Annotated in this window: 16 protein-coding genes; 12 read left to right on the top strand and 4 right to left on the bottom strand. The window is 62.4% G+C overall.

The genetic code is table 11. From position 1 onward, the window contains the following. Window positions 1-11: 11 nt before the first annotated feature. The 9 genes from QEH68_RS21630 to QEH68_RS21590 all read left to right on the top strand — a co-directional run bounded on the left by QEH68_RS21630 (window position 12) and on the right by QEH68_RS21590 (window position 9,728). Window positions 12-1,514, top strand: coding sequence for a bifunctional phosphatase PAP2/diacylglycerol kinase family protein (locus tag QEH68_RS21630; protein ID WP_280625161.1), 1,503 nt, complete (start codon window positions 12-14; stop codon window positions 1,512-1,514). A gap of 147 nt (window positions 1,515-1,661) precedes the next feature. Continuing rightward, window positions 1,662-2,606 (top strand): ATP-binding cassette domain-containing protein, encoded by a 945-nt coding sequence (locus tag QEH68_RS21625; protein ID WP_280625159.1) that lies wholly within the window; start codon window positions 1,662-1,664, stop codon window positions 2,604-2,606. Between the two features lie 2 nt (window positions 2,607-2,608). Further along, window positions 2,609-3,460 (top strand): ABC transporter permease subunit, encoded by an 852-nt coding sequence (locus tag QEH68_RS21620; protein ID WP_089597045.1) that lies wholly within the window; start codon window positions 2,609-2,611, stop codon window positions 3,458-3,460. Between the two features lie 26 nt (window positions 3,461-3,486). Then, window positions 3,487-4,776, top strand: a complete 1,290-nt coding sequence (locus QEH68_RS21615) for a histidine kinase (protein WP_280625157.1) — start codon at window positions 3,487-3,489, stop codon at window positions 4,774-4,776. Next, complete coding sequence (locus tag QEH68_RS21610) at window positions 4,773-5,465, top strand: response regulator transcription factor (RefSeq protein ID WP_207595559.1); 693 nt, start codon at window positions 4,773-4,775, stop codon at window positions 5,463-5,465. Before QEH68_RS21615 ends, QEH68_RS21610 begins: the two co-directional genes overlap by 4 nt. 103 nt (window positions 5,466-5,568) lie before the next feature. Continuing rightward, on the top strand, window positions 5,569-6,018 hold the full coding sequence (locus QEH68_RS21605) for an Lrp/AsnC family transcriptional regulator (protein ID WP_207595558.1): 450 nt from the start codon (window positions 5,569-5,571) through the stop codon (window positions 6,016-6,018). A 237-nt stretch (window positions 6,019-6,255) separates the two neighbouring features. After that, window positions 6,256-7,698 carry an amino acid permease gene (locus tag QEH68_RS21600; RefSeq protein ID WP_280625151.1) on the top strand — a complete coding sequence of 481 codons (1,443 nt, stop codon included), beginning with the start codon at window positions 6,256-6,258 and terminating at the stop codon, window positions 7,696-7,698. A gap of 69 nt (window positions 7,699-7,767) precedes the next feature. Then, window positions 7,768-8,922, top strand: coding sequence for an alanine racemase (alr, locus tag QEH68_RS21595; RefSeq protein WP_280625149.1), 1,155 nt, complete (start codon window positions 7,768-7,770; stop codon window positions 8,920-8,922). 35 nt (window positions 8,923-8,957) lie between these two features. Further along, entirely contained in the window at window positions 8,958-9,728 is a 771-nt protein-coding gene (locus tag QEH68_RS21590; protein ID WP_280625147.1) for an IclR family transcriptional regulator C-terminal domain-containing protein, read from the top strand. On the opposite strand, the gene QEH68_RS21585 is transcribed toward QEH68_RS21590, so the two are convergent. The 3 genes from QEH68_RS21585 to QEH68_RS21575 all read right to left on the bottom strand — a co-directional run bounded on the left by QEH68_RS21585 (window position 9,725) and on the right by QEH68_RS21575 (window position 11,761). Then, complete coding sequence (locus tag QEH68_RS21585) at window positions 9,725-10,501, bottom strand: IclR family transcriptional regulator (protein ID WP_280625145.1); 777 nt, start codon at window positions 10,499-10,501, stop codon at window positions 9,725-9,727. The two genes, QEH68_RS21590 and QEH68_RS21585, sit on opposite strands and share 4 nt — an antisense overlap. A 76-nt stretch (window positions 10,502-10,577) precedes the next feature. Continuing rightward, window positions 10,578-11,318: a cyclase family protein gene (locus QEH68_RS21580; RefSeq protein WP_280625143.1), complete on the bottom strand. Its 741-nt coding sequence runs from the start codon at window positions 11,316-11,318 to the stop codon at window positions 10,578-10,580. Further along, window positions 11,315-11,761, bottom strand: coding sequence for a hypothetical protein (locus tag QEH68_RS21575; RefSeq protein WP_207595552.1), 447 nt, complete (start codon window positions 11,759-11,761; stop codon window positions 11,315-11,317). The genes QEH68_RS21580 and QEH68_RS21575 overlap by 4 nt, the downstream gene beginning before the upstream one ends. Before the next feature lie 170 nt (window positions 11,762-11,931). Between QEH68_RS21575 and QEH68_RS21570 the strand changes: the two genes are divergently transcribed. The 3 genes from QEH68_RS21570 (at window position 11,932) to QEH68_RS21560 (ending at window position 15,810) form a co-directional block, all read left to right on the top strand. Then, a complete protein-coding gene (locus tag QEH68_RS21570; RefSeq protein WP_280625141.1) occupies window positions 11,932-12,825 on the top strand; it encodes an intradiol ring-cleavage dioxygenase in 894 nt (297 codons plus the stop codon). A 37-nt stretch (window positions 12,826-12,862) separates the two neighbouring features. Further along, a complete protein-coding gene (locus tag QEH68_RS21565; RefSeq protein ID WP_280625140.1) occupies window positions 12,863-14,170 on the top strand; it encodes a M18 family aminopeptidase in 1,308 nt (435 codons plus the stop codon). Window positions 14,171-14,394: 224 nt separating this feature from the next. After that, entirely contained in the window at window positions 14,395-15,810 is a 1,416-nt protein-coding gene (locus tag QEH68_RS21560; RefSeq protein WP_280625136.1) for an amino acid permease, read from the top strand. Between the two features lie 87 nt (window positions 15,811-15,897). On the opposite strand, the gene QEH68_RS21555 is transcribed toward QEH68_RS21560, so the two are convergent. Then, window positions 15,898-16,557: a DUF1345 domain-containing protein gene (locus QEH68_RS21555; RefSeq protein ID WP_242703455.1), complete on the bottom strand. Its 660-nt coding sequence runs from the start codon at window positions 16,555-16,557 to the stop codon at window positions 15,898-15,900. Window positions 16,558-16,574: the final 17 nt, after the last annotated feature.

Raw genomic sequence — 16,574 nt, 5'->3', positions numbered from 1 at the left:
ACTGTGAAGTAATGCGAGGCTTCGTGGGCAAGGCCCCCAGACGAGTTGCAGGATTCGACCACTTTCTGGTCAGGGCTGTCTCCAGGCAGCCCCAAGGTGACCACGATGTCTTCTTCAGGAGGCTTTCGTCCGCGGCCACCAAGGGAAAGCTGTGGTTCGGGATTGCGGGAATCATGTCCGCGTTTCCGGGAACGCCGCGCAGGGCGGCCCTTCATGGCGTGTTGGCCTTGGGTGTTGCTTCGGGCGTCACCAACGTCATCTTTAAGCGCTTACTCCCCCGGCGTCGCCCGCTTCCTGAGCACCTGCCGCTGTTTCGCTTCGTGAACCCGCAGCCAACCAGCTCTTCGATGCCCTCCGGGCATTCTGCCTCTGCGGTAGCTTTCGCAGTGGGTGCCGGGATGGTTTCCCCGGCTCTCGGCGCAGTGCTGGCGCCCCTGGCCGCAGGTGTGGCCTATTCCCGTGTTCACACGGGAGCCCATTGGCCTTCCGATGTGGTCTTCGGTTCGGCCCTCGGAGCAGGCGCGGCGCTCCTGACGCGCAGGTGGTGGCCTGCCAAGCCCGCAGAACCAACACCCCGCCGAACGCCTGCGGAGGCGCCCGCCATCGCCGACGGCGAGGGGCTGAGTATTGCGGTCAACGTACTTGGAGGGTCCTACTCCCCCGAAACCGGGGAGCTTCTCAGGGTTATATTCCCTAAAGCGTATATACGGGAAATCGCGGAGGGGGACGACGTCGCCGCGGAAATTGACGCCGCAGCCACGCGGCCTGGCACCGTTGCCTTGGGCGTGTGGGGTGGAGACGGAACCGTTGGCACCGCCGCCGCGGCCGCCGTCGAATATTCACTGCCGCTGCTTGTGCTGCCCGGCGGAACCCTCAACCACTTTGCCCGCGACCTCGGCACCAGCTCGATCGACGACGCCATCGAGGCGGTAACCAAGGGGCAGGCAGCCGCGGTTGACCTGGGGCATGTAGTGGTGCAGCGTGGCCTGCCCGAGGCCCCGGAAACTACGGAGCTGGCCATGTTGAACACCGCCAGCGTAGGCGTGTATCCGAACCTGGTTCGTCGCCGGGAACGTCTGCAGCCGGCTATGGGTAAGCCGCTGGCCAGCGTGGTGGCATCGCTGCGCACCTTCGGAGTGAATTCGCCCACCACGCTTACCGTGGACGGGGTTAAGCACAAGCTCTGGATCCTATATATGGGACGGGGAAGGTTCTATCCCAGCGACCACGCACCGCTTCGCCGGCCTGTGCTGGACGACGGTGTTTTCGATCTGCGGATGATCACAGCGGATGAGCCGTTCGCCCGTGCACGTCTGTTGTGGGCGGTAGTGACCGGCACGGTGGCCGCCTCCAAAGTCACCCATTTGACCGAGGCCACCACCATCACCGTGGAGGCGATCGGGCAGCCGCTGGTCCTGGCGGTGGACGGCGAACCGAAGCCCGGGGTTCGCAGTGCCACCTTCACCGTGAAACCGCGCGAGCTGCGCGTGTACTCGCCGCTCCCGGTCGGCTGAAGCGGCGCGGGTCATCCGCGAGGACTACCCTGACTGAACCCTGAATCATCCCTGAGACCGGCGATTTTCGTTCCCTCCATGAGTAGCGTGGTGAGTACATTCAAAACTCATCCGCACACTCATGTGCTCCGAGGAGGGAACGCTTCCATGATCGAAGCAAAAGGCCTGACCAAGGTCTACGGCGAGAAGACCGCCGTCGGCGGTGTCAGTTTCACTGTCCAGGCTGGACGGGTGACCGGCTTCCTGGGTCCGAACGGTGCCGGCAAGTCCACCACCATGCGCATGATCATGGGGCTGGACGCTCCGTCGTCGGGCTCTGTGACAGTGAACGGTGAACCGTTCGCCCAGCACAAAGCACCGCTCCGCGAAATCGGCGCCCTCCTGGACGCCAAGGCAGTCCACACGAGCCGCACCGCCTACAACCACCTGCTCGCCATGGCAGCGACGCACAGCATCCCCAAGAGCAGGGTCCGCGAAGTCATTGAAATGACCGGACTGGGCGATGTAGCGAAGAAGAAGGTCAAGGGATTCTCGCTCGGAATGGGCCAGCGCCTCGGCATTGCCGCCGCGCTGTTGGGTGATCCGCAAACCATCATCCTGGACGAGCCCGTCAACGGTCTGGACCCTGAAGGCGTGGTGTGGGTCCGCAACCTCGTGAAGTACCTGGCCTCCGAGGGCCGCACAGTCTTCCTTTCGAGCCACCTCATGAGCGAGATGGCGCTGACGGCAGACCACCTGATCGTGATCGGCCGCGGCAGGATCATTGCCGATGCGCCAATCGCCGAGATCATTACCGGTAAAGGCCAGGCGCGGACCCGTGTCCGCACCGACCAGCCGGAACGCCTCATGCAGCTCCTGGCCGGAACCGGCGTTTCCGTGGAAGTCCACGAGCGTGAACTCCTCGAGGTGTCCGGACTGGACCCCCGGGGCATCGCCAGGACCGCCCTTGAAAACCAGGTCATGGTGTACGAGCTCACTCCGCTCCAGGCAAGCCTGGAAGAGGCGTACATGGAACTGACCAAGGACGAGGTGGAATACCACTCGCACATCACCACCGGGGCTTCGGTTCCCGCCCAGGCCGGAGGGAAATAGACATGAGCACCACCACTATGGACCGTAAGTCCATCCGCAACTCCGTCGGTCCGGGACCGGCATTCCACCGCGTGCTGAACTCGGAATTCATCAAGTTCCGCACGCTGATGTCCACCTTGATCCTCCTGGCATCCACAGCCTTGGTGATGGTGGGTTTCGCCGCCCTCTCGGCTTGGGGAACCGGGCAGTTTGCTGAGCAGGTTGCCAACGATCCCGAAGCCGCGGCTGCCATGGCCGCCCAGGGTGGGGACCTGGCCGTCAGCATTCCGACTTCCGGCATCTCATTCGCCCAGCTCATCCTCGGCTCCTTGGGTGTCCTGCTGATGAGCTCGGAATTCACCACCGGCATGGCACGCTCCACATTTGCCGCCGTCCCCAAGAGGCTTTCACCGTTCCTGGCCAAGCTCATCGTGGTCATGGTCAGCGCCTTCCTGCTGACGGCCGTGTCCATCTACATTGCCGGCCTGGTGTCCCTCCCGATCGTGGACAACTACGACCTCAAGCTGGACCTGGGCAGCTCGCAGTCCGTCAAGCTCCTCTTGGTCAACAGCCTTTACGTGGCAGCAGTAGCAGCCATCGGCATGGCGCTTGGAACCATCGTCCGGAACTCTGCCGGCGGCATCATGAGCCTGGTGGGGCTGCTGTTCGTTGCGCCGATTGCCTTCCAGCTCATCCCCGGTGATTTCTTCAAGGAAGCCAACAAGTACCTCCCTACCAGCACCATCACCCCGATGACCGCCGTCGAGCATGTTCCTGAAACGCTGGAAGCGTGGCAGGCCGCGCTGGTCCTGGGTGCCTGGGTTGTTGTACCGGTTGCGCTGGCCATGCTCCTGCTGAAGAAGCGGGACGTCTAGGGCGGGTTGCCGTCTAGGCTCAATCCATGACTGAAGCTCCACAGGTGAAGGACGCGTCCACCGTTACGGTGGACGCGTCCTTCGCTGAAATCACCCAGCGCCGCAGGGGCCGCATCCGGCGCTACTTCTACGAGCGCCCCCGCGCCATGGATGCCGTGGTGGTCCTCTGCTACGTGCTCCTGGCCCTGCCCACCATCATCACTTCCATCGCCGAGGGCAAGTGGCTGGTGGTGGCCCTGCTGCTGATGATCGCGGCCGTACTGATGTTCAGGCGCCGGTACCCGCTTCAAGTGGTGGCCGCCGTCGTCCTTCTGGAGGTTGCCGCCGCCATCTTGAACCCGTGGGGTTCCAACGTCTCAGCGGGCCTTTGGTTTGCGCTGTACGCCGTGGCATCCATCAGGAAGCGCAGCCTCGCTTTGGTGGTGTTTGTTGCCGCGAGCCTGCCCCTGAGCCTGCTTTATCTGTTCATGTGGACGATTCCCAGCGGCATGGACACCCTGCAGGAAGTCCCGGAGAACTTCCACCTGATCAACAACATCGCCACCGCGGTGACCATCATGTTGTCCAACCTCTTGGCGACCGGCATTGGTATTTCCGTACGCCAGCGGCGGGAGCATGAGGCCGAGATCGCTGCCTGGGCAGCCCGCACCACCCATCTGGGCAAGGTGACCGAACGGAACAGGATCGCCCGCGAGATGCATGACGTCGTGGCACACTCCCTGACGGTGATGGTCAGTCTGTCGGACGGCGCTGCCGTGGTGGTCAGGAAGAATCCGGAGCGCGCCGCTGAGGTCCTGGGCGAATTGTCCCGGACTGGCAGGACGGCCTTGGCCGACATGCGCCGCGTGCTGGGCGTCCTTCGCGACGACTCGGGGCGGCCGGCACCGCTCACGCCCCTGGAATCCGGGCACAACCTCTCGAAGCTCCTGGATGGTTTCCGGACCGCGGGTCTGCCGCTGCATTATGCGCACACAGGCCCTGGATTACCGGCCGATCCCGCCTTTGAACTCACCGTCTACCGGATTGTGCAGGAGTCGCTGACCAACGTCCTGCGGTACGGCCGCTCACTGAGCCGCGTTGACGTCCAGGTGGCGCGGGACGCCGATCTGGTCACCATTGACGTGCACGACGACGGCCGCGGAACCGTGGAGGGCGGCAGCGAACCCGTGGGCAGCCTGGGCACCGGGCAAGGCATCGCGGGGATGAATGAACGCGCCGGAATTTATGCTGGAATCGTTACTGCCGGGCCCAGTAAAAGGGGAGGCTGGGCAGTTCACGCCGAGCTCCGCTGGGCCGGCGACAAGGGGGAATCATGACAGAAGACATCATCAAAGTGCTGCTCGTGGATGATCAACCACTGCTTCGGATGGGCTTCCGGCTCATTCTGGAAGGCGAGGACGACTTCAACGTAGTTGGTGAGGCGTCCGATGGCATCGAAGCCGTGCGCCAAGTAGAAGCACTCGCGCCGGATGTGATCCTGATGGACGTGCGGATGCCCGCCATGGACGGGATTGAGGCAACGCGTCGAATCTCGGACTCCGGGTCGGAGGCGCGGGTCATCATCCTTACTACCTTCGACCTCGATGAGTATGCCTTCACCGGTTTGCAGGCCGGTGCCTCCGCCTTCCTGCTCAAGGACGTTGCACCCTCGGAATTGGTCCACGCCGTGCGCCTCGTGGCCAGCGGCGATGCTGTGGTTGCTCCGCGAGTGACACAACGGCTCCTGGAAACGTATGTTCGTGGAGGCGCGCTCCCCGGGCAGACTCCAACTCCCCACCGGGACCCGTTGCTCGACGATCTCACGCCACGCGAAACCGAGATTCTCACCACCATTGCCGAGGGCCTGTCCAACGCGGAGATCGCCCATAAGTTTTTCCTCTCCGAGGCAACCGTCAAGACCCACGTCCGCCGGATCCTGAGCAAGCTCCAGTTGCGGGACCGGGTGCAGGTGGTGGTTTACGCCTACGAGACCGGGCTTGTGGTGCCGAGCAACCCTGATTACTGAGCGCGGGCAAACGCCTCGGGGACTTGTGGAAGTATCATTTCCTTCGTGGCCTTTCGGCCGAGGCAGGGGCTGGTGTCCCTGCAGGGTAGGTGGAAAGGGACGCATGGAGCGGGCTGGTCTGGACGGCATCGATCAAAGGATCCTCGCGGAACTGACCAAGAATGCCCGCGTCCCTCACGCCGAACTCGCCGGCAAGGTACTTCTGTCCAGGAATGCGGTGCGGCAGCGGATCGACCGCATGGAACGGCAGGGCTATATCCAGGGCTACACAGTGGTAGCGGGAGTGGATGCCGAATCCTTGGTTTCGGCCTTCCTGATGGTTTACCGCAAGGACAGGATGCGGGGGGCCGACGTCCTGAACGAACTCCGATCGATTCCGGAAGTAGTCCTGTGCGATGTTCTCAGTGGCGACTTTGACCTCATCGTCCGTGTCGAAGCGCGATCCCTCGGCCGCGTCCAGGAGATCTGGGAGCAGATCGCTGCCCTCCCCGGAGTAAGCGACACCGTGACGGCAATGACCTTGTCCAACGTCATCCGACGGGCTTCGCAGTAGGGATCACCTGGTTCCGGCGGGTTTCAAGCGCTGTCTCCTTGGTGGGGCATTCTGACCAGTAAACGGTCACATCGTCATGCCTATGGTGCAAAGTGTGCGTTATTCGCATTCACAAATGTTTTTAATGACTAAAGTCACACGATCTGTGTTACCTTCGTCACTACAAGCGCCCCCACGGCTCCCCGCCCCGGAAGTCCTCGGCGTATCGTTCGCACCTGTCACTTAACGGAGACAGACATGGAATCTTCTACACCCCTGAAACTGGATCATCCAGCCGATGCACCCTTGGCTTCGCCGGAACCCGGGTTGCGCCGCTCCATGGGACCACGGCACCTGATCATGATCGCGATGGGAGGTGTGATCGGTTCAGGTCTCTTCCTGAGTTCGGGCTACACCATCTCGCAAGCGGGCCCGCTGGGGGCCGTGATCGCCTACTTGGTGGGCGCGTTCGTGGTCTATTTGGTGATGGCCTGCCTTGGCGAACTCGCCATTGCCTACCCCGTCTCCGGCGCCTTCCACATCTACGCGTCCCGCTCGATCGGCCCGGCAACCGGCTTTGCTACGGCCTGGCTGTACTGGCTTTGGTGGGCCGTGGCCATCGGATCTGAGTTCACAGCCTCAGGCTTGCTCATGCAGCGATGGTTCCCCGATGTTGAGGTCTGGGTGTGGTGCCTCGTCTTCGCTGCCATCCTCTTCGGCTTCAACGCTTTCTCCTCCAAGTTCTTCGGGGAATCCGAGTTCTGGTTCTCCATCGTCAAAGTGGGGGCGATCATCGCGTTGATCGTCTTCGGCGGGGCTGCACTGTTCGGCTTCCATCCCCTCGCAGAGTCCGGCAACCACCCTTTCCTCTTTGAGAACTTCAATACCTCGGGTGGCCTCTTCCCCAACGGTTTCACCGGGGTCCTGGTCACCGCCCTGGCCGTCTTCTATGCCTTCTCCGGCTCGGAACTGATCGGCGTTGCAGCTGGAGAGACCAAGGACCCTGCAAAGAACATCCCCAAGGCCATGCGCAGCACGGTCATCCGACTCCTGATCTTCTTTGTGGGCGCCATTGCCGTCATCGCTGCGACTGTCCCCTACGAGCAAGTTGGTTTGGATGAAAGCCCGTTCGTCACGGTTTTCTCCTCTGTGGGCATCCCGTTCGCGGCGGACATCATGAACTTTGTCATCATCACCGCGCTGTTGTCAGCGGGGAACAGCGGATTGTTCTCCTGTGCACGAATGCTCTATTCACTGGCCGATGAAGGACATGGCCCCAGGGCACTCAAGAAGCTGACCCGTCGCGGAATACCCCTGGTCGCCCTTTCCGTCAGCATGGTGGGCGGGCTGGCGTCCCTGGTCAGCAGTGTGGCTGCACCGGAGACCGTCTACCTGGCCCTGGTGTCCATTGCCGGATTCGCGGTGGTGGGAGTCTGGATGTCCATCACTGCCTCACATTTCTTCCACCGGAGGGCATTCATCCGGAATGGCGGAAAGGTGGCTGATCTGGCCTACAAAGCCCCCTTCTTCCCGGTCCTGCCCATCCTGGCTTTCACCCTCTGCGTGGTATCCCTGATTGGCATAGCCTTCGACCCCACCCAGATCGCTGCGCTGTATTTTGGGGTTCCGTTCGTTGCGGCGTGCTACCTGTTCTTCCACTTCCGCTACGGCCCGAAGGCCAAGGCGAAGCGTTTGGTCTGATTCGAGGTTGGCCATGCGTCACGGCTGGGCTTCATGCCCGGCCGTGTCGCCATTTCCGGGGGAAACACAATGACCGCGAATGAAGAACTTTCTGCTGCGACGGACAATCTATCCAGTTGGCTTGAGATTGACGGCACCACCTTCGACGCAAATGTCCGGTCCATGCTGGCCATGCTCCAAGGCAAGGCTCTGTTGTGCGCCGTGATCAAATCCGACGCCTACGGGCACGGTGCGGACTTGTTGCTGCCGTTCCTGGTGGCGTCCGGAGTTCCGTACATAGGGATTGGCACCAACGCAGAAGCAGGGCTTGCCCGGGCTCATGGGTTCAACGGGAGGCTGTTACGGGTCCGGGCCGCGGCACCGCAGGAGATCAGGGCCGGCCTGGCCCACGGGATCGAGGAACTTGTTGCCGATCCACAGAGTGCGTGGGAAATGAGCAGGATCGCCGCAGCGGAGGAGCGGACGCTGCGTGTGCATTTGGACATCAATTCCTCGGGAATCAGCCGTCACAGCCTCGATGTGTCCTCACCATTGGGACGGGCCTCCGCAGTGGGAATCGTCAGTCATCCGCAGTTGGAGCTCGCTGGCATCATGACGCACTTTCCACAAGACGACGTTGACCATGTGAAGCACGCCCTGAGCCGCTTCAAATCCGAATCGCATGCAATCCTTCACGAGGCGGGGATACCCCGGCGCGATGTCCTGCTGCATGCCGCCAACTCCTTTGCGGCCCTGAACGTCCCCACGGCCTGGTTGGACATGGTGCGCACAGGTGCTGCACTCTACGGTGATTCGGATCCTGGGCACGCCATGTTCCAACGGTGCATGACCTTCAAAGCCAGGATCGGGTCCGTCAACGGCTACCCGGCTGGAAGCGGCGTGGGATACGGGCTCACCCATACTCTTGCCACGGATTCGCGCCTCGCCACAGTCACCGTGGGCTACGGCGATGGGTATCGACGCTCACTTGGCCGGAGGGGAAATGTGCTGGTCCGTGGACAGCGGGTGCCGGTGGTGGACATCATCTCCATGAACTCCATGGTTGTGGACGTCTCCTCGGTGAGGGATGTCCGGCCAGGGGACGAGGTGGTCCTCTTCGGTGGGCAGGACGGCGGAAAAATCACGGTCGGGGAACTTGAAGCGGCGAATGCCGCGATACTCGCTGACCTCTACACTGTGTGGGCCAACAGGGCCCGTGTCCTTGCAGCGGACGCCACCGTGTGAGAATGGCGTGAACGCTTGGTGGAAGGAGCGGATTCGTGGAGGTGTCACCGGAGGCGTCATCCCTGGGCCAGGGTCTTCGCCTTGTCCGTATGGTCACGGACCGCGAAAAGCAGGGACGCCAACTTTTGGGTGTCTCGCAGCTGGCTGCCGGACTGGACATGGAGCAAAGCCGGGTCTCCCGACTGGCCCAGGAATTGTGTGATCTTGGACTGCTGGAACGGGTGGACCGTGGCCCCTTCCGCACAGGACCGCGGTTCTTCAGCCTCGCAGCCTCCCTGAACAGTACGTGGGTTCAGAAGTCACCTGCGGAACTTGAAGAACTGGTGTCCGCGTTCGGACTGCGGTCCCGGCTGTCCGTTCGGGAAGGTGTCCGTGTTCTTTTGCTGCGTTCGTCCACCAACAACTCTGTCCTTGGTGGGTTCGCCAAACCCGGCATGGTCACCCCGGTGTGGTGCACGGGTTCGGGGCGGGCCTTGCTGTGGGACCACTCGCCCAAGGACATCGGAGTCCTACTCAGGGATGTTAACTTCATCGGCGTAGGCGGACCCGCCGCCGCGCACACCGCCCCCGAGGTCGCCGAGTTGATGGAACGCGACAGGCCACGGGGCTTTGTTCTCGCTGCTGAAGAATTTGAACATGGCGTTTGGGAGCTCGCCGTCCCCGTTCGGACTGTGGATGGCCGGATCATCGCGGCCCTCAGCGTGCTGGGAAGCCAGTCCACCGTGGAGTCCGCCGCCCCGGAGATCGCCGCTGTCCTTCACTCCAGCGCCCAACGGCTCAGCGGCAGGCCGGTCCTGGAACCTTAGGCGTCGAACTGGCGTACGCCTCCGCCAACCCTGGACTCGAGCCATGTCCGCCAGGAACCGAGAGCCACGGCGAAGGCTTCCCGCTGGGGCTCCACGCGATGTTTTGGCCCAACGATTTGCAGGGCCGCGGCAACATCTCCCTTGAAGTCGCGGATGGGCGCAGACAATGAGTAGAGGCCGGGTTCGGCTTCTTCATCAACAATCGAGTATCCGCGGACACGGGCTTTGTTGAGCCGTTCCAGGAAATCATCCACGGAAACCGGAGTGTTGGGGCCATGCCTCACGAACTCCACTGTGCTGAAGATTTTCCGGATTTCCGTGTCCGGGGCATCCCACAGGAGCGCCTGGCCGGCGTCACTGCAGTAGGCAGGGTAGGGGCGGCCCAACCAGGAGCCCACAAGGTTTGCGCTCTCGGGAACTTGCTCGCCGATGGTGACCGTACTGTTTCCACTCAGTACGCCCAAAAAGCAGGCCTCGTTGGTTTCGGTGGCCAATCCTTCCAAGGCCGTGAGGCCATCGGTCTTCAGCCGTTGTTCTGTGACAAGTTGGGCGTCCGTCAGGATGGACCAATCCAGGCTGTACTCGCGTTGGTCCGAACGTGTCAGGAAGCCTTCCTGCTGCGCACCCTTAAGGCTTCGTGATACCTGGCTGCGGTCTTTGCCGAGGCGGGCTGCGACGTCGGCTACCGTACCGCCGTCGAAACCTTCCGCATGACGCGCCCCCACCGCAAGAAGGGCCATCATGCCGCGGCCCATGCTGGAGGTCTTTGACATGGATCGATTCTAGCTACCGTGGTTTGCGTCGGCATTACAGCCCGGCGTCACAGCCGGCATCACAGGACGGCCGGAGTCAGTGGATGGAGAAGACCCTGGCCGGGAAACCACTGCCCTCGAGCGGCTTTGCCCACGTAGCCACCAAGGCTGCACCGGCCTCCGGAAGGTGGTCCAGGGCGGCAAGAAGCTCTATCTGCCACTTGTCCTGGGCCAGGATGTAAGTTTCCAGGCTGAAATCCTGCCGCGACGTGGCCATGCCGGGGTCGGTGTCTGTCTGTTCATGGCCGATTGCGCTGACGGCTCGTTTTTCGACCAGGTACTCCAAAACTTCCCGCGACCATCCGGGAGTATGGCTGACCCCGGCTTCGTCGACGTTCGCCATGGCTGTACTGTCCGGCCAGCGGCGGCTCCAGCCCGTGCGCAGGGCCACGAACGACCCGGCAGGGATGTCCCCGTTCCGCGCCTCCCAGCCCAGCACGTCCTCCACAGTGGGGGTAGCATCCGGATCGGCCGCGACGCGGTCGCTGATGTCCAGGACAACCAACGGCAGGATCATGTCCTCCACGGGCAGTTGGTCGAGCGTCCGGCCGCCCAGGACAAAATGCGACGGCGGATCAACGTGCGTGCCCCACTGGCCCACAATCGAGTATCTGTGGGCTGTAAACCCGTCTCCCTTTTCCAGATCGAAGAGGGTTTCCCTGTCTTCGTCGGGAAAGGCCGGAAAATGCGGCTGGCCGCGATGAAAGGCGTGTGTCAGGTCCGTAAATGTCCTGTTTCGGAGAAGGGGTGCCAGTTCCTGCCAAAGGGGCGAGCTCATGATGCCACCCGCGCTTCGGCGTGGACGGCGGAGCTGCTGGAGACACTGAGCGGACCCGAGACCTCGATGACAGGGACTTCCCACGGGTGGATGTCGACAATCCGTTGCACCAACTCCTGGACAGTCCGGTAGTCGAGGGAATCGTCGAAGTAGGTGGTGAACACAAAAGTAGGCGAGATGGTCCGCTGGCCTACAGCGCCGAGAGTGGGCTTGGCCCCCTCAGCTACCGTGAATCCCTCGAAACCCGCGGAGGACTCGAAGACGTGGTGGTAGTTGCCGAAGCCGCCCAGTTCGGGGGCCGATTGCAGTTCGTTCAGCAGGGAGGCAATGCCTTCATCGGAATCGAGGGCGCCAAGGTCGCCAGCGGCCATTTGCTTCATGGTTTCCACGGGAATGGGCCAGTGAATTCGAAGCTTTCGCACTGGTTTCAATTCAATGTTCATAGCGAGTGACCTTCCGTCATTATGTGTGTGTCCGTTGAGCCATCGTGTCACGATGTGACGGGCATTACAAGCATATGGAAATGTTTATACTGCACACTAAGTCGGATTTGCACAGTCCCCCCACAGCCTTCCCATGTACAAGGCACAGGACGCACGCGTTACATGGAGACATGACTACTCCCCATCCCAACCACGATCGCGGACTCGAATTCGACCTCTCCACACTCCTGAGCCGGCGACGCACTTTGGGTGTGCTCCTCGGCGCCGGGACTGCGGCCGCCCTCGCAGCCTGCACGCCCGGTTCGGATGTCAGCGGCACATCGTCGTCGAGCACTTCCAGCGCCACGGCCGCAGCAACGGCCACGGAAGGTGCGACGGCGGCCGCATCGCCAACAGCGTCCGCCACCAGTACGGTGACCCGGGCATTTGCTGAATGCGGCGTCGAGATCCCTGAGGAGACGCTCGGGCCCTACCCGGGAGATGGCTCCAATGGCCCCAACGTACTGGAGGCCTCCGGGGTGGTCCGCCGGGACATCAGGTCCAGTTTCGGAACGTCCACCACAACAGCTGAGGGCGTTCCCCTCACGGTGACACTGACGCTCCTGGACAACGCCAATGGCTGCTCGCCGCTGGCTGGTGCTGCAGTGTACGTCTGGCATTGTGATCGGAACGGCAAGTACTCCCTGTACGATTCGGGCTTGGAGAACCAGAACTATCTGAGGGGTGTACAGGAGGCTGACGCCAACGGCCAGTTGACCTTCAGCACCATCTACCCAGGCGCGTACAACGGCCGCTGGCCACATATTCACTTTGAGGTATTCGAATCGATGAGCAACACCACTGCTGCGGGGCAGGTGTTGGCTGTCTCCCAGATCGCCCTCACAGAGGCGGCGTGCAAGACGGTCTACGCAACCGCGGGCTACGAGTCCAGCGCCCGAAACTTCCCCAACACCACGCTGACCTCGGACAATGTCTTTGGCGACGATGGGGGTATATACCAACTCGCGACTATATCCGGCTCGGTTGCGGGCGGTTATACGGCCGCGCTGAACGTCACCGTTTAGCCCGGCCGGCGGCGAAAGCGCGGCTAGACTCGGGGTCATGCCTTCGAATGCTTCCGTAGCAGTTGACCACATCCAGGATCTCGGCGCCTACGTTTCTGCGTCACCGTCGAGCTTCCATGCAGTCCACGAGGCCGCCCGCAGACTGGATGCCGCAGGCTTCACGGCACTCGATGAACTGAAGCCGTGGGATGGCGGAGCGGGCAAGTTCTACGTGATCCGCGACGGCGCCCTGATTGCGTGGGTAACGCCCGAAAATGCCGGCCCCACCACGGGCTTCAATATCCTCGGTGCACACACCGATTCGCCGTCCTTCAAACTCAAGCCGAAGCCCACTACGGGCAAATTCGGCTGGCTGCAGGCCGGCGTTGAGGTGTACGGCGGACCCCTGTTGAATTCCTGGCTGGACCGGGAACTGCAGTTGGCGGGCCGTTTGGTCATGCGTGACGGCACCCAGCATCTGACAGCCACGGGCCCTCTTCTGCGCTTCCCCCAGTTGGCGATCCACCTGGACCGGGGTGTTAATGACAACGGCCTCCACCTTTCCAAGCAGCAGCATATGAACCCCGTCTTCGGCCAAGGCGACCCCGCGGGTGAGGATCTTTTGGGCTTGCTCGCCGATCGCGTGGAGGGCACCGCTGTTAATGCTGCGGACATCGGCGGGTACGACGTCGTGGTGGCAGACACGCAGGCCCCCGCGGTTTTCGGGGCCAACAGCGAGTTTTTCGCGTCAGGCCGCATGGATAACCTCTCCTCAACCCACGCGGGCCTGGTGGCACTGATCAGTCACGCGGCGTCAGCTCGGGTTGGGGGTCCGATCGCCGTCCTGGCCGCATTCGATCACGAGGAGATCGGCTCCAACTCGCGCTCCGGAGCGTGCGGCCCCATCCTCGAAGACATCCTGGTCCGCATCTCGGACGGCCTCGGCGCCTCGGTGAGCCAGCGGCGGCAGGCGCTGGCGGCGTCGTTCTGTGTTTCCGCCGATGCCGGCCATGCTGTACACCCGAACTATGCGGAAAAGCATGATCCCGCCAACAAGCCAGTGCTGAACGGTGGGCCGCTGCTGAAGATCAACGCCAACCAGCGTTACGCCACGGATGCCACAGGTGCTGCGTTCTGGGCCCGGTTGTGCGACGAATCCGGCGTTCCCTACCAGGAATATGTGTCCAACAACGATCTCCCGTGTGGATCCACCATTGGACCCCTGACTGCTACGCGCCTTGGTATCCGGACCGTGGATGTGGGCATTCCCCTGTTGTCCATGCACTCCGCGCGCGAGCTCTGCGGCGTTAAGGATCCACGGTACCTGGCAACTGTTGTTGAGTTGTTCTTCCGCACCTTCGTCTGACGGAAGCCTCAAACACTCATTTCAGGGGCATTACAAAAGTTTTCAATACGAAACATTGGATGCCTCAAGGTGTACATTTTGTGCAGACTCCCCTTTTTGGGGGCGTCAAAATGTTCAGCTGCACAGGTAGTGCGATGGTGCAGCAAGCTAGCGTTACTGAGTCATGTGGCCCGTGGCACACCACTCCGGCCACCCCGCAAAAACCTAAAGGACGGCGCAGATCCATGCACGCTGACCAACAACTTTCAAAATCCTTGAAGCCCCGGCACCTCTCCATGATCGCCATCGCCGGCGTTATTGGCGCAGGCTTGTTCGTAGGGTCCGGCGCTGCTATCCAGCAAGCCGGTCCCGGCATCCTCGTGGCGTACTTGGCTGCCGGCCTGGTGGTTATCCTGGTCATGCGCATGCTGGGCGAGATGGCTGCGGCCAATCCGGAGACCGGCTCGTTCTCCACCTACGCTGACAAGGCCCTTGGCCGGTGGGCCGGCTTCAGTATCGGCTGGCTCTACGCTTGGTTCTGGATCATCGTCCTCGGCATCGAGGCAACGGCGGGCGCCGCCATCATGCACCGCTGGGTTCCCGGTGTGGACCAGTGGATCTGGGCGCTGATCTTGATGGTGCTCCTGACGCTGACCAACCTGGGTTCCGTGAAGTCCTACGGCGAGTTCGAGTTCTGGTTCGCGTCCATCAAGGTGGCCGCAATTGTCATCTTCCTGCTCGCGGGCATCGCTGCCATCCTGGGCCTCATGCCGGGCGTCTCCGCCCCGGGCGTCGCCAACCTCCTGGATCAGGGCGGCTTCATGCCGAACGGTCCGGGCGCAGTCCTGGCGGGCATCCTCGTGGTGGTCTTCTCGTTCTTCGGCGCCGAAATCGCCACCATCGCGGCCGGCGAATCGGAAAACCCCGTAGACGCCGTCAAGAAGGCTGTGAAGTCCACCGTGTGGCGCATCCTGATCTTCTACATCGGATCCATCGCCATTGTTGTCACGCTTCTGCCGTGGAACGACGCCTCCGTTGCCAAGAGCCCGTACGTTGCCGTGATCGAGCTGTACGGAATCCCGGGCGCAGGCACCATCATGGATATCGTTGTCCTCACCTCGGTGCTGTCCTGCTTGAACTCCGGCCTCTACACCGCCAGCCGCATGCTCTTCTCGCTCTCCCAGCGGGGAGACGCCCCCAAGTCCTGGATGAAGATCTCCAAGCGTGGCGTCCCGGCAGCAGCAGTGCTGGCCTCCACGGTGGTGGGGTTCATTACCGTTGGCCTGAACTACATCGCCCCGGACACGGTGTTCCTGTTCCTCGTGAACACGTCCGGTGCCATCGCGCTCTTTGTGTGGCTGGTCATTGCGGCCTCGCAACTCATCCTGCGCAAACGCATGGGGGCTGCAGCCAAGGACCTCGACCTCAAGATGTGGTTCTTCCCGTACCTCACGTGGATCGCCATCGGCGCCATCGTGGCCCTCATTATTGGGATGGTGATCATCGAATCCACCCGTGAGTCGCTCTTCCTGTCGCTGGCGTTGGCCGCAATCGTGGTGGGCATCGGCATTTGGCGCTACCGCAAGCGTGGCGCCGCTTCACCCGAGGCGACCACCGCGGACGCCGAGCAGGCGACGGTCGGTGGGGGACCGGCGTCGTAAGCGTCCTTCGGCAGCGGGGCAGCCAGCGTCAGCGTTCGACGACGGCTGCCCCGTTTCGCTTTAAGGTCACCGCCGTAGGCCTCGTGGCTACTGGGCCAGGCCGATGACGAGGTTGATGGTGACGGCAAGGATGACTGTTCCAAACAGGTAGGACAGCAGGCTGTGCTTCAGCGCCTCCAGCCGGATCGAGTGGTTGCCGAGATTGGTGTCCGATACCTGGTACGTCATGCCCAGGCTCGTGGCCAGATAAGCGAAGTCCGTGTACTGCGGCGGCCGGTCCTGGTTGAAGCTGATGCCACCCACTGCACCGCCGGCGTGGGCGTCCTGGCTGTAATACAGCTCGGCGTACCGCAGCGTGAAAAGCGTTTGGACCAGCATCCAGGACAGTCCCACACACGCCAGGGCGAGTGCCGCAGAAGATAGGCGGGAGCCGGTTCCCTCAGTGTGCGAATTGACGATCACGGCGGCCACAGCAGCAAGGCTGGCCAGGTTGGCCACGAGTATCAGCAGGTCGGTGACTCCCCGCGACGGGTCCTCGGACGTTGCATGGTGCTGCGTTTCTGCAGGATCGAGCCGTGCGATCACCAGCCAAACCCAGACAACGTAGACCAAGGCGGCCACGGCCCAGCCAACCGCGGGCGCATCCACCCAGCTGCCTGAGATGCCGGAAGCGACGAACGCGGCTGTGCCCGCCAGGACCATGACCACAAAGCGCAGCCGGCTCCGCCTCACCCTGACGTTATCCATGTGCCCACCCTAACCAG

The organism is Paenarthrobacter sp. OM7 (assembly GCF_029873575.1).
Lineage (GTDB): Bacteria > Actinomycetota > Actinomycetes > Actinomycetales > Micrococcaceae > Arthrobacter.
This window is presented reverse-complemented; position numbering and strand designations above follow the sequence as displayed.

Bases quoted from the DNA above. Each gene is read 5' to 3' on its own strand.
- QEH68_RS21630 (WP_280625161.1), top strand. From the start codon at position 12: ATGCGAGGCTTCGTGGGCAAGGCCCCCAGACGAGTTGCAGGATTCGAC.
- QEH68_RS21625 (WP_280625159.1), top strand. From the start codon at position 1,662: ATGATCGAAGCAAAAGGCCTGACCAAGGTCTACGGCGAGAAGACCGCC.
- QEH68_RS21620 (WP_089597045.1), top strand. From the start codon at position 2,609: ATGAGCACCACCACTATGGACCGTAAGTCCATCCGCAACTCCGTCGGT.
- QEH68_RS21615 (WP_280625157.1), top strand. From the start codon at position 3,487: ATGACTGAAGCTCCACAGGTGAAGGACGCGTCCACCGTTACGGTGGAC.
- QEH68_RS21610 (WP_207595559.1), top strand. From the start codon at position 4,773: ATGACAGAAGACATCATCAAAGTGCTGCTCGTGGATGATCAACCACTG.
- QEH68_RS21605 (WP_207595558.1), top strand. From the start codon at position 5,569: ATGGAGCGGGCTGGTCTGGACGGCATCGATCAAAGGATCCTCGCGGAA.
- QEH68_RS21600 (WP_280625151.1), top strand. From the start codon at position 6,256: ATGGAATCTTCTACACCCCTGAAACTGGATCATCCAGCCGATGCACCC.
- alr (WP_280625149.1), top strand. From the start codon at position 7,768: ATGACCGCGAATGAAGAACTTTCTGCTGCGACGGACAATCTATCCAGT.
- QEH68_RS21585 (WP_280625145.1), bottom strand. From the start codon at position 10,501: ATGTCAAAGACCTCCAGCATGGGCCGCGGCATGATGGCCCTTCTTGCG.
- QEH68_RS21580 (WP_280625143.1), bottom strand. From the start codon at position 11,318: ATGAGCTCGCCCCTTTGGCAGGAACTGGCACCCCTTCTCCGAAACAGG.
- QEH68_RS21575 (WP_207595552.1), bottom strand. From the start codon at position 11,761: ATGAACATTGAATTGAAACCAGTGCGAAAGCTTCGAATTCACTGGCCC.
- QEH68_RS21570 (WP_280625141.1), top strand. From the start codon at position 11,932: ATGACTACTCCCCATCCCAACCACGATCGCGGACTCGAATTCGACCTC.
- QEH68_RS21565 (WP_280625140.1), top strand. From the start codon at position 12,863: ATGCCTTCGAATGCTTCCGTAGCAGTTGACCACATCCAGGATCTCGGC.
- QEH68_RS21560 (WP_280625136.1), top strand. From the start codon at position 14,395: ATGCACGCTGACCAACAACTTTCAAAATCCTTGAAGCCCCGGCACCTC.
- QEH68_RS21555 (WP_242703455.1), bottom strand. From the start codon at position 16,557: ATGGATAACGTCAGGGTGAGGCGGAGCCGGCTGCGCTTTGTGGTCATG.